Annotated in this window: 16 protein-coding genes; 7 read left to right on the top strand and 9 right to left on the bottom strand. The window is 63.5% G+C overall.

The features are described 5' to 3' along the window. Positions 1-12 precede the first annotated feature (12 nt). From AC1DW2_RS00950 to AC1DW2_RS00910, 9 genes are all read right to left on the bottom strand, one after another. The gene (locus AC1DW2_RS00950; protein ID WP_477005069.1) at positions 13-420 is read right to left on the bottom strand and encodes a hypothetical protein; all 408 of its coding nucleotides are present in this window, start codon (positions 418-420) and stop codon (positions 13-15) included. Positions 421-453: 33 nt separating this feature from the next. After that, positions 454-657 carry a hypothetical protein gene (locus AC1DW2_RS00945; protein WP_477005068.1) on the bottom strand — a complete coding sequence of 68 codons (204 nt, stop codon included), beginning with the start codon at positions 655-657 and terminating at the stop codon, positions 454-456. Positions 658-1,607: 950 nt separating this feature from the next. Then, on the bottom strand, positions 1,608-2,822 hold the full coding sequence (locus AC1DW2_RS00940) for an AAA family ATPase (RefSeq protein WP_477005067.1): 1,215 nt from the start codon (positions 2,820-2,822) through the stop codon (positions 1,608-1,610). Next, the gene (locus AC1DW2_RS00935) at positions 2,819-3,676 is read right to left on the bottom strand and encodes a DUF7146 domain-containing protein (protein WP_477005066.1); all 858 of its coding nucleotides are present in this window, start codon (positions 3,674-3,676) and stop codon (positions 2,819-2,821) included. Before AC1DW2_RS00935 ends, AC1DW2_RS00940 begins: the two co-directional genes overlap by 4 nt. Then, positions 3,673-3,954, bottom strand: coding sequence for a transcriptional coactivator p15/PC4 family protein (locus tag AC1DW2_RS00930; RefSeq protein WP_477005065.1), 282 nt, complete (start codon positions 3,952-3,954; stop codon positions 3,673-3,675). Before AC1DW2_RS00930 ends, AC1DW2_RS00935 begins: the two co-directional genes overlap by 4 nt. Beyond that, entirely contained in the window at positions 3,951-4,109 is a 159-nt protein-coding gene (locus tag AC1DW2_RS00925; protein WP_477005064.1) for a hypothetical protein, read from the bottom strand. Before AC1DW2_RS00925 ends, AC1DW2_RS00930 begins: the two co-directional genes overlap by 4 nt. 272 nt (positions 4,110-4,381) lie before the next feature. Beyond that, on the bottom strand, positions 4,382-4,609 hold the full coding sequence (locus tag AC1DW2_RS00920) for a helix-turn-helix transcriptional regulator (protein ID WP_477005063.1): 228 nt from the start codon (positions 4,607-4,609) through the stop codon (positions 4,382-4,384). A gap of 94 nt (positions 4,610-4,703) precedes the next feature. Next, complete coding sequence (locus AC1DW2_RS00915) at positions 4,704-5,285, bottom strand: hypothetical protein (protein WP_477005062.1); 582 nt, start codon at positions 5,283-5,285, stop codon at positions 4,704-4,706. Next, positions 5,278-6,525, bottom strand: a complete 1,248-nt coding sequence (locus tag AC1DW2_RS00910) for a tyrosine-type recombinase/integrase (protein ID WP_477005061.1) — start codon at positions 6,523-6,525, stop codon at positions 5,278-5,280. Before AC1DW2_RS00910 ends, AC1DW2_RS00915 begins: the two co-directional genes overlap by 8 nt. A gap of 538 nt (positions 6,526-7,063) precedes the next feature. Between AC1DW2_RS00910 and secE the strand changes: the two genes are divergently transcribed. From secE to rplL, 7 genes are all read left to right on the top strand, one after another. Further along, positions 7,064-7,255 (top strand): preprotein translocase subunit SecE, encoded by a 192-nt coding sequence (secE, locus tag AC1DW2_RS00905; protein WP_007611620.1) that lies wholly within the window; start codon positions 7,064-7,066, stop codon positions 7,253-7,255. Beyond that, entirely contained in the window at positions 7,255-7,812 is a 558-nt protein-coding gene (nusG, locus tag AC1DW2_RS00900) for a transcription termination/antitermination protein NusG (protein WP_063982569.1), read from the top strand. The genes secE and nusG overlap by 1 nt, the downstream gene beginning before the upstream one ends. 131 nt (positions 7,813-7,943) lie before the next feature. After that, the gene (gene rplK / locus AC1DW2_RS00895) at positions 7,944-8,372 is read left to right on the top strand and encodes a 50S ribosomal protein L11 (RefSeq protein WP_006611824.1); all 429 of its coding nucleotides are present in this window, start codon (positions 7,944-7,946) and stop codon (positions 8,370-8,372) included. 6 nt (positions 8,373-8,378) lie between these two features. Then, positions 8,379-9,071 (top strand): 50S ribosomal protein L1, encoded by a 693-nt coding sequence (rplA, locus tag AC1DW2_RS00890; protein WP_014494487.1) that lies wholly within the window; start codon positions 8,379-8,381, stop codon positions 9,069-9,071. Positions 9,072-9,188: 117 nt separating this feature from the next. Beyond that, positions 9,189-10,142: a 2-hydroxyacid dehydrogenase gene (locus tag AC1DW2_RS00885; protein WP_477005060.1), complete on the top strand. Its 954-nt coding sequence runs from the start codon at positions 9,189-9,191 to the stop codon at positions 10,140-10,142. Between the two features lie 584 nt (positions 10,143-10,726). Beyond that, the gene (gene rplJ, locus AC1DW2_RS00880) at positions 10,727-11,245 is read left to right on the top strand and encodes a 50S ribosomal protein L10 (RefSeq protein WP_063986291.1); all 519 of its coding nucleotides are present in this window, start codon (positions 10,727-10,729) and stop codon (positions 11,243-11,245) included. A 54-nt stretch (positions 11,246-11,299) separates the two neighbouring features. Continuing rightward, a complete protein-coding gene (rplL, locus tag AC1DW2_RS00875) occupies positions 11,300-11,677 on the top strand; it encodes a 50S ribosomal protein L7/L12 (RefSeq protein ID WP_028152883.1) in 378 nt (125 codons plus the stop codon). Positions 11,678-11,740: the final 63 nt, after the last annotated feature.

The following is an 11,740-nucleotide window of genomic DNA, read 5'->3' as shown; positions in this document are numbered from 1 at the left end:
GCCTGTGCCTCGTTATGCGGCGGATACGTCGGCCGTCTTGACCTGCGGCCGCGGGCCGCTGCCAGTCAGACCCAGCCCGTCCGTGAGAACGACTTTCCCGTCCTTCCAGGGCGCGCGCGGCAGCCGCGATTTGACCCGGCCATTGAAGAACTCGACCACCTTTTTGGCCGAATAGTTCAGCGGATGAAAATTCGCATGCGGCCACTCGCGGGTCTCGACGATTTCACCTTGCTCGTAGGCCCGATCCGCATACTGCCAGCAGTTCGAATCCGAGCAGCTGGTAAAGGGCGGCTCGAGCCGGAAGCGACTGTTCGGCGAGGGATAGACGGCGATGCCCACGCGATACTTCGGGGTTTCCCACTCCCAGCCGGGCGGCGGCGTTGTGGGAATGGCGCTTGGGCGGCTGATGGTCGCGGTCATGATGGAGGTCTCCGGAGGTTGAAAGTCAGATGATCAGCTTGCGGCCTGCGGGCTGTAGATCCAGCTGCCAATCACCACGGCGCCGTCGGTGGCGATGTTGCCGCTAAGCTTCTGCCCGCCGGCACTCTTCATTGCCTGCGATGCCAAGGCCAAACCGCGCGCGGCGTAGTCGACTTCCTGAAATCGCTTTTCCAGTGCGGTGGCTGGAAAATCTATCGTCACGGTCACAAGCGGCACGGCTCAGTACCGCTGCTGGCGCGGGTCGATACTGCCCCCGGACTGTTCGCCTGACGGCTTGAGATCCGCCGCGATCTTCGGGGCTCCCGGAGACATCGGAGAGACCTTCGGAGCCGTCGGCGGCGTCTGATGCATGATCGGCCGGGACGGCGGCGCCGGCGGCGCGGGGCCTCGCGTGACTTTCATCGATTCACCAGCAGATTTCGGCATGCTGCGCTCCTGAGTTCGGGGTTCGGGAATTCTCACGCGGAATAAAAAATCGGGGGCGGGACGTTTTCGGGGTCAATCGTGACCGGGGGACACCACCGATGGTTTGAGACGGCGGGTTTCGGCCCCCACCGGCCGCGTGGCGGGTTCTGGAATCGGAGGGCCCACCCCCGGCCTCGCGCGTGCACGGGCGCGCCTGGTCTGCTTCAACAGAGTGAAAGACCGAGTTGGCACCCGCGCCTGAGAGCCCTTTCGACGGCACCGATCGGCCTCCGATGGCCGGTCTCGCTACCCGCTCGCTACCTGATCGCGCCATCGACCCGCCTGATTGCCGCAAAGCACTGATTTGCATGCGAATCTATCAGATGGAGCACCGGTTTGTATAGCCGGTGTTCCGTACGGGTTGTGGATGGTTTGGGCGGTGGGGGGCGGTATATGGTGGAGACAGCCATGGGCGGGCGCCTCGGCCGCCGGTGCCGGCACCGCGCCGTAAACTCCTGCCTCGGCTCCTGCGAGCTCACAACACCTGCCACAGCCCCCTTTCGTGATGTCCCGCTGTCCCGTGATCTCTCCGTCTGTGCTGTGTTTGCCGTGGTCTGCTCGGTTGCTTCACCTGATCACGGTGGTGACCTGGCCCTCTGTCACACCCACACCGCCCTCTAAAGAGGGGCGGATGTGACGTGACATGTGACGGGCAGGTGTCACAGCGTCACATGTGACGGGGCGTGACGCTATGTGACAGGTCATGCGAAGTCGCCCCAAATGCCTATTGCGCCAGCGTTTTTGAGTGTCACATGAATCCGTAGGAACTGCTGGCGCGGGTTGCCATCCGGGTTGATAATCGACAGCTTTGCAAGTCTTGCGCGCCAAGTGTCCAATGTGACGCATGTGACACCCTTCGGGATGTGGTCGTCGGGCGGTGCGGCGGCCGGATTGTCGGCGGCGCATTCGAGGAGCGCGCGCAGTGCTGCGGTCGGAACGGGCGGCAGCTTTGGCTTCTTGCGCCCCATCGCGGCGTGGCCGGTTGTGCCATCTTCGCCGACCACGATGGACGTGGTGATCGGGTCGCCGTCCTCGTCCCGGCCGAGCTCGTACGCCTCGAGCCGGAAACTCACGAGCTCGCCCTGGGCGCTATCATTGCCCTTGATGACATCAGCGCGCTTCACCGTGTCGCCGCTGATCTGGACCATGATGTCGACGTCGCCGACGTGGGCATTGCTGCCGCGCGCGCCGCGGCTCTCGTCCTTGCCGGTGTGGCCGACCAACGCGATGTGGGTCTGGATCCGACTGTGGACCATGCGGAGGTGGGCTGCCGCCCGGTTCTGGTCCCTGGCCTTGTCCTCGTCGCCGCCGGCGGCTGCGATGGCCTTGGCGTAGGTGTCGATGCCGACCAGGCCGACGTCACAGCCGAACCTCTCGGCTGCTGCCTTCACCGTGTTGACGATGAGGTCGACGCTGCGCGGGTCGAGAATGTCGACAACCTGGTCCGCGACGGCGATGGGCAGCCCGGACAGCCCGTCGCGCTGGCGATAGACCTGCAGGCGGCGCTTGAAGAGGTCCGCGCGCTCCAGGGCGAAGATAACCACGCCACAGCGCCTCCGCGTCTTGTGTCCGTGCCAGTCGATGCCGGCCGCACAGGCTACAGATATCTCGGTGAGCAGGGCAGACTTGCCGGCTCCAGGCGGCGCGATCCATGCCGATGTCTCGCGGATCGTGATCACGCCCTTGATGACGGAATCCTTCTGGATGTACTGCCCGCAATCGTCGAAATAGGTCAGTGGCAGCGGCTTCGCAGAGACGGGCGGTTTGGCGCTGATCGCGCCATCGAGCACAGGCTCGCCGTCGGCACCTTCTGGGATCTCGGTCGGGCCCTGCCAATCATCGGCCGGTGCGTCCGGCACGAAATATTCGAGCGTAACGAGTTCGGCCGCGCGAGGCGTCGGGGCTGCGAGTTTCATGCCATCACCGCGTCGTTGATGTCGCCAGCTACGCGCGGCGTCGCGACTAAAACCTCACACTGTGCGGCAGCCCATCGGGCCCCGCATTCCTTGATTGCCTGGGCGTTGGCGCCGCTGTCGTCGGTCTCGGCTAAGACCGTCAATGCCCCGATGCCGGGCAGCACGGCGAATGTCTTGATCGCCTGCGCCGAGCCGAGGGCCCACACCGGGCGGAAGCCGAGCAGCCGGCCGGCAAGGCAAGTCTCAAACCCTTCGCCGATCGCGAGCCCTTGCTCGACGTTCTCGTCGGGGTCGATCTTGATCGCAGCGCCAGCCACCGGGCCGAGCATCTTGCGATCGATTTTGGCGCCGTCCTGCGTCAGCGCCGTGCGGTGGATCGCCTGCAGCTTGTCATCGCCGATAGACCGAAAGGCGAGCAGCATGCAGGGATGACGGACACCAGGGCCAAACGGGCAAGCGGCATGGAAGCGGACAACACGGTTTGCGATATCTTCCGGCAACTTGAGCCGGCGGCCTGCAAGGTAGATCTCGGCGAGCGTACCGCGCGGCTCGACGGCTTCGCGCCAGAGCGCTTGTGCCATGCTGTTGTCGCTGCGCGGCGCCGTTACTGAAACGTTACGTTCCCGTTTCACCGGCTCGGATGCCGAGCGGCCAAGCCGTTGCAACACGTGCTCGCGGCAAGGGCGCCAGTCGTCGCCGGCGTGGCTATGCACAATGAAGCCGTCGGGCGCGGCGGCCTCCAGTCTTACCGAAAGCGATCGGTCACGCGGCGAATGTCCTGGCCCTGGGCAGAGGATGGAGCGGCCGACAACGTCGCCGCCGAGCGCCGCGGCCATGCTGCGGAGCGCGTTCATTCCGCGGCCTCGCTGCCGAGCAATCCCAGCCGGCGAGCCTCGGCCTCTGCTTTGACCAGCGCGCGGGCCAGTTCCGGCAATTTACGGATGCCCATCGCCACGCCCTTCTGTGTCGGCCGGTCGATCCCGTCGTTGCCCGTGGTGTAGATGCGGACATTGACGAGGGGGTGGCCCTCGTACTCGCTCAGCGACACATGCAGGGATTCATTGCGCCCGCGGTTTTTCCAGAATTTTGCAATCTCGATCGGCTCGGCGAGCGTTGTGGGTTTTGCGCTCATGGCTGCATGTCCTGGGCTAGCTCGTGCCACGCCGCGAGTGCTTCAATGCGCGAGCCGTAGGACCAGCCGAACGAACGGTAGATGACAAGCCAGCCGAGCGCGTCCGGCTCTCGAACGATGCGAGGCACATGCAAGGGGAGGATCGCGGCGGCCATCAGCAGCGCCCCCAGTAGATCGATTTCCGAGGAAAGGGCCTCAGGCCGATCGCCATGCGCGCCCTTGCCTCGCGCTTGGCGTTCGTGCGGCGAAAATATTCGAGCGCTATCTCGCGGCCGATTGCCTGGCAAATGCGCGCGCGTCTCTGCGGGGAGGGCGCGGTTGGTAGTGCGTTGCGGCAGGTCGATGATTGAGATTTAAGCATGATCGCTGATCCCGAATTGCTGATCCGAAAAAAGAAAGCCGCCCTTTTGCCGAGGGCGGTGCTTTCTCATGCTGCGTTCGGGGGGATGACGCCCTGGGCGACCTCAAGGGCTCGCGCGTGGGCATCCAGGCGAGACTGGCGCCACAACAGCTTGCCGTTGATGCGGACCGGCTGCGGGACTTTGCCGGCGCGCACCAGGGCGCGGAAATGGCTTTCCGAATAATTGTAGTACTGTGCTGCCTCGGCAGTCCCGAAGTACGGATCAGGAAGGGCGGCTACGTTGCGATTATTCATGTCGTCACCGGTTTTGCGTGGATCGGTGACTATTGGCGTAGAGGCGTCGCGGTCGTTGCGACAGAAAGTTAGTCGGAGATTGTGGGAGCGAGTTTTATGAGGCTTCCTGCTGAAACAATCTCCGGAGCCTTGTCGCTCGACTGGCGCGCGTGCCGCCGCCCTTAAGTTGATCCGCCAATGCCTCAGAAGCTGCTGTCATGCTTAAGCCGCCGTCCATCAATCGCTTCATCTGCGGGAACTTAGAACGATCGTCCTCGGCATATCTCGCAATGGAGCCCTTCACCGGCCCGCGTTTCCCGCGAGGCGTAGCGATCGCCCCAAGCGCTGCGATCTCAGCGATGGCCTTAGAAAGATCACTTCTCGAATATTGCTTTGCCAGCGCCGGAAAGCCGCTTTGATCAAGCCATTCGAGCACGGTGGTCGACTGGATGATCATGCGGCGATCACGTCCGATCGCTTGGTCCAGTTTTCGAGCCAGCGCGGGCGAAGGGCAGCGTGCGATTATCTCGAAATAGCCGCTGGAGCCTTTCGGCCTGGGGTGACGCTTCGGGCCGTGCTGCCCATGAAGCAATTCGATTTCGGCAGCGGTCAGAGATCCAATCCAGTCCTCGCCATATAGCGCCTTACCTACAAGCTCTCGTGCGTCGTTATGCGATATCGATGCTGCCTCAACCATGGGCGGCCTCGCGAATGCTGGTCACGTTGTCGGTTTTTTTCCCGGTGACGATCGCGTCGACATGGGCGGCCCATCGGTTCAGCGCCGCCAGCTTCTCGTCCGCATAGTCGTGAAGCTGGTAGGTTCTCTGTAGCTTCGGTGGTGCGTGGTTTAGACAGGCCTCGATGATGTGCGGCTCGACCTTCAACCGCTGCAAACCGGTGGCGAAGGTCCGGCGCAGATCGTGCAGCGTCCAGGGCTCGAGCTTGTGGCCGGCCTTGGTGATGCGCTTGTCGAGTGCGGTTTTTGCCTTTGACCAGCCGGAGAAGCCGCGCTCTTTCCCGTAGCCGAACACGAACGCGTCCTGTGCCTCGACGGCCTTCTGCAGGATGGCGACGGAGGCATCGGTCAGGGGCACCAGATGCGCCCTGCCGTTCTTCGCTCGCTCCTCCGGCAACACCCATTCGTGCGCCTCAAAGTCGATCTCGGCGATCGGCATATGCCCGACCTCGTCGCGTCGCGCGCCGGTGAGCAGGAGCAGTTTCACGATGTTGCCGAACTGATCGTCCCGGCAGGCCTTCCAGATGATCGCGATCTCGGCGTCGGACAGCTTCCGGTCGCGGGGAGGGGTGGTGCCGCCGCCGTCATAGAGGGCGGCGACGTTCCGCTCCAGCTTGTCGTTCCGAACTGCCCAATCCATCATCGCCCGCAGGCTCGCCCAGGTGTGGCTTGCCGCGCCGGCGCCGCTCTCTCGCGAAATGTCCTTGTACAGGTCGGCCACGTCGCCCTTGGTGATGCTCCGGATCGGCTTGTTGGCGAAGGGGGCGCAGTGGGTTTCGAGGTGCCGCTTTACCTCCTCATAGCTGCGCGGCCGCATCGGCTTCTTGCCCGGCTTGATGGGGTGCAGCTTCTCCTGGAGGTAGGCCGCGACGAACAGGCTGAACCTGTCCTCGGCGTCGGCCTGCCGCTGTTGGCGCTCGGCTACCGGATCCCGGCCGAGCCGGACGTGGGCGAAGATGTCCTTGGCGATATCGCGCGCCTGCTCGGCGGTCTTCTCGGTCGTGAGCCCGATGGTCTCCTTCCGGGTCTGCTTACCGAACCGGTACTGGCAGAACCAGAGCTTGCGGCCGCTGCGGTAGACGCGCACGCCGAACCGCGGAAGCTCGCCGTCGAAGAAGATGCGACCGTCCGGCATGTCCTCGCTCAACGTTAGCTTGCGGACCACGGCATCAGTCAACTTAAGGGGGGCGGTGGAACTCATGGGTAGCGCTCCGGTAGCACGGGTAGCATCAGGTAGCGTCAAAGATCGCTACCCATCATCACCGGAAACTGATGGTAGTCTAGGGAAATCAAACGTCTTTCTACAGGAAAGATACCGATCGATATTGATCGTCACCCGGACCATCAAACTCCAAAACCGGGGGTCGCAGGTTCGAGCCCTGCCACTCCTGCCAGCTAATCCCAGACAATCAGGATCGACAGGCAGGACGGTGGCGGGCCGACAAGCTCGGACCGTGGATCATGCGGACCGGGTAAGCCCTTGATCCGGATCGGGTCCGCTGGCCTCGGCCGCGCGTGTCTCGGGCAGCCCACACCTTGACCTTTGGCACCATCCGCAGTATCTACCCCGCACTCGCAGCCGGCCCGTTAAACGCGGATTTCCGGCGCGGCTTTGAAATCCCCGAACAATCGAGCCCGGTTTCCCGGCTCATCCTTCGAGACAGAGGGCTGGGCCAACGGCGGCTGTTCGGATCCCTGAAATTCATTCGCGTCTGTCGACGGACGTTGGACATCAAACGATGGCAGTCAGCCCGTTCAAGTTTTTGCAGGAAGTGCGCTCGGAGACCGCCAAGGTCACCTGGCCGACCCGTCGTGAGACCACGATCACCACCATCATGGTGTTCGTGATGGTCGCCGTGGCCTCGATATTCTTCTTCGCCGCCGATCAGATCATCCGTTACCTCATCACCTTCCTTTTGGGCATTCACTGATGGCAACAGCCGCTGCAACCCAATCGACCGACAAGCGCTGGTACATCGTCCACGCCTACTCGAACTTCGAGAAGAAGGTCGCCGAATCGATCCGCGAGCAGGCCAAGCAGCGCGGGCTCGAGGAACTGTTCGAGCTGGTGCTGGTTCCGACCGAGAAGGTCACGGAAGTGCGCCGCGGCCGCAAGATCGACGCCGAGCGCAAGTTCTTCCCGGGCTACGTGCTGGTGAAGATGAAGCTGACCGACGAGGCGTTTCATCTGATCAAGAACACCCCGAAGGTCACGGGCTTCCTCGGCGCCGAGAACAAGCCGATGCCGATCTCGGAAGCCGAGGCCATGCGCATCCTGCACCAGGTGCAGGAGGGCGTGGAACGGCCGAAGGCGTCGGTGTCGTTCGAGATCGGCGAGAACGTGCGCGTGGCCGATGGCCCGTTCGCCTCGTTCTCGGGTGTGGTCGAGGAAATCGACGAGGCGCGCTCGCGCGTGAAGGTCGCGGTGTCGATCTTCGGCCGCGCCACGCCGGTCGAACTGGAATTCGGTCAGGTCGAGAAGGTCTGATCGGACGAGGCGTGAGGCTTCGGTCTCACGCTAGCAAGAGGCCGTGGGAGGGAGAGGGCGGTTGCCAGCCGCATCCGACCCAGACCACGAACCTGAAACCGCCGGCCCAGCCGGCACAACAGGAGTGATACATGGCAAAGAAAGTGACCGGATACCTGAAGCTTCAGGTCCCGGCCGGTGCGGCGAATCCTTCGCCCCCGATCGGTCCCGCGCTTGGTCAGCGCGGTCTCAACATCATGGAGTTCTGCAAGGCGTTCAACGCCCAGACCCAGAAGGAAGAGAAGAACACCCCGATTCCCGTCGTGATCACGATCTACGCCGATCGTTCGTTCACGTTCGAGATGAAGACCCCCCCGATGTCCTTCTTCCTCAAGCAGGCCGCCAAGATCCAGTCCGGCTCGAAGGCGCCGGGCCGCGACAAGGCCGGCAAGGTGACCAAGGCGCAGGTGCGCGAGATCGCCGAGAAGAAGATGAAGGATCTCAATTGCGATTCCATCGAGTCGGCCATGAAGATGGTCGAGGGCTCTGCCCGTTCGATGGGTCTGGAAGTGGCGGGGTAAGCGGTCATGGCAATCGGAAAGCGTTTGAACAAAGCCCGCGAAGGTGTTGACCGCGAAAAGCTTTACCCGCTCGCGGACGCCATCAAGATGGTCAAGGAACGCGCCAAGGCGAAGTTCGACGAGACCATCGAGGTCGCGATCAATCTCGGCGTCGATCCGCGTCACGCCGACCAGATGGTCCGCGGCGTCGTGACCCTGCCGAACGGCACCGGTCGTACGCTCCGCGTCGGCGTGTTCGCCCGCGGCGCCAAGGCTGACGAAGCCAAGGCTGCTGGTGCCGACGTCGTCGGCGCCGAAGACCTGGTCGAGAAGGTGCAGAACGGCTCGATCGATTTCGACCGCTGCATCGCCACCCCCGACATGATGCCGCTGGTCGGCCGTCTCGGTAAGGTGCTCGGCCCGCGCGGCCTGATGCCGAACCCGAAGATCGGCACCGTGACCATGGACGTCACCGGTGCGGTGAAGGGTGCCAAGGGCGGCTCGGTCGAGTTCCGCGTCGAGAAGGCCGGCATTTTGCAGGCTGGCGTCGGCAAGGCCTCGTTCTCCGAGGAGAAGCTGGTCGAGAACATCAAGGCCCTGGCCGATGCTGTCTCGAAGGCGAAGCCGGCTGGCTCCAAGGGCACCTACATCCAGCGCGTTGCGGTGTCCTCGACGATGGGCCCCGGCGTGAAGGTCGAGCCGGGCACCATTCTCGGTTAAGGCTTGCCTCGGCTGAGGTTTGGAAATTGCATGAGGCGAGGGGCGGAATTGGGCAACCGATTCCGCCCCTCGTCGTTTGTGGCTGTCATCGGAAGCAAGAACCGGGAAACAAGAAAAATGGCTGACAAGGTCCTGATCTACTCGCGCTTCCCGAAGACGATGATGGCGCGTTTCGCCGAGCGGTTCGAACTGCTCGACACCGGCGGCAAGCCGGCGCGCGAGGTGTTTTCGGCCGATGAGCTCGGCGGCATCCGCGCGATGCTCACCGCTGGCGGCTCGCCGCTCGCCGCAGATGCGATGGACCTGTTCCCAAAACTCGGCGCCATCGTCTGCTACGGCACCGGCTATGATGGCGTCGACCTGAAGGCGGCCGCCGCCCGCAACATCGCGGTCGGCCACAGCCCCGGTGCCAATGCGGCTTCCGTCGCTGACATCGCGATGACCCTGATGCTGGCGACGACGCGGCGGATCCTGGTCGCCGACCAATATGTCCGCAGCGGCGATTGGGCCGGCTCAAGGCAGTCGCCGATGATGCGCCCGCAGGCGGGCATGCCCGGCCGCCGCATCGGCGTCTACGGCATGGGCGAGATCGGCCGCAAGATTGCGGCCCGCTGCGCCGCCTTCGAGAGCGAGGTCGGCTATTTCAGCCGCACCAAATACGATCTGCCCTATCAATATTTCCCGACGCTGGAGGCGCTGGCCGACTGGTGCAGCGTGCTGATGATCGCGGTCCGGGCAGGGGCCGAGACCCAGCACGTCGTCAACGCCGATATCCTCGGGCGACTCGGGGAGCACGGCTATGTCGTCAACATCTCCCGCGGCTCAGTGATCGACGAGAAGGCCCTGGTCGCGGCCCTGACCGACAGGACCATCGCCGGCGCCGGCCTCGACGTCTTCGATAAGGAACCGCACGCCCCCGACGTGCTGACGGCGCTCCCCAATGTCGTGTTCGCCCCGCATATCGGCGGCCACACCCTCGAATCGCACGTCGCCATGCAGAACTGCGTGCTGGCGAACCTGACGGCGTTCTTCGCGGGCAAGCCGCTGCCATACGGGGTCAAATCGGCCTGAATCGGCCCTTGTCGGGCGGCCTCAAGCCCGGCCGGCAATGGATTGGAACTGGTGTGAATTTTGCTCTTGGCAAGCGGGCTCCGAGCGGTTAAAGAACCGCTTCCGGACGTGCCGGCCTCGGCTGGCGCGTTCGTGCACGCATTCCGAAAACCCGACAAGACAGGAGATCATTCCTTTTCAGGACGTCCGTGAGGATTTGCCCGAAAAGGAAGGAAAACCCGTCGGTTGGTGGAGTGCGGGCAGGGGTCGGGCGGTTCGCCGGCTGACCTTGTCCTGTCCAAGACTGCAGGCGCCCGCGGGAAATTTCGATTTCTCAACGGCTTAATCGCATGGCCTGCATAGACGGGTGAAGACCGGATTTCACTTCGCGCCCAGCTTCAATGGCTGGTTCGCGAAACGGGTCTGGTTCGGACCTCGACACGCCGTGGGCTTTGAGGGCTCCCGGAGGGCAGGCTTTGAATTGTCGTCTCGCCCGGCGCGTGTCCTAGGGGTTTTGGCCCCGAGGTTCAGGTTTTGGGTGGGGCGATGGGTGCAACCCGGCGGTCCCGCTTCTCGCGATGACCGCCAACCGGAAAGAGCTTGCTGTGGAACGAGCGGCAAAAAAGGAAGCGGTCGAACAGCTCAATGGGGTCTTCAAGACCACGAGCGTCGCGGTCGTTGCTCAATATTCCGGCCTGACCGTTGCCCAGATGCAGAAGCTGCGTATGCAGATGAAGCAGGCTGGCGCCTCGGTGAAGGTCTCGAAGAACCGTCTCGCCAAAATTGCTCTTGAAGGCACTGACGTCGTTGCCATCGGCCCCATGCTGAAGGGACCGACCGTGATCGCCACTTCGAACGATCCGGTAGCGGCGCCGAAGGTCGCCGTCGAATTCGCCAAGACGAACGAAAAGTTCGTCATCATTGGCGGCTCGATGGGAAAGACCGTCCTGAATGTCGACAGCGTGAAGGCACTTGCCTCGCTGCCGTCGCTTGATGAACTGCGCGCCAAGATCGTCGGCCTTCTTGTGGCGCCGGCGACCAAGATCGCTCAGCTCGCCAATGCGCCCGCGGGCAAGCTCGCGCGCGTCATCCAGGCTCATGCCTCAAAGGGCGAAGCGGCCTGACGCCCTTCGCAAAACTCAAACCCGAACCAGACTTACACTTAAGGAAACTGAACAATGGCTGACTTGCAGAAGATCGTTGACGACCTCTCGAGCCTCACCGTGCTCGAAGCTGCCGAACTCGCGAAGCTCCTCGAAGAGAAGTGGGGCGTTTCGGCTGCCGCGGCTGTCGCCGTGGCCGGCCCGGCTGGTGGTGGCGCTGCCGCCGCTCCGGCCGAAGAGAAGACCGAGTTCACGGTCGTTCTTGCCGCCGCCGGCGACAAGAAGATCGAGGTCATCAAGGAAGTCCGCGCGATCACCGGCCTGGGCCTGAAGGAAGCAAAGGACCTCGTCGAGGGCGCGCCGAAGCCTGTCAAGGAAGGCGTGAACAAGGACGAAGCCGAGAAGATCAAGGTCCAGCTCGAGAAGGCTGGCGCGAAGGTCGAGCTCAAGTAAGCAACGCTTACTGGCCGGATCCCGGGGCGCGCATCATGCGAGGCCCGGGATCCTGGTCCATCC

The sequence above is a fragment of the Bradyrhizobium sp. P3_C3 genome, from assembly GCF_056402655.1.
This window is presented reverse-complemented; position numbering and strand designations above follow the sequence as displayed.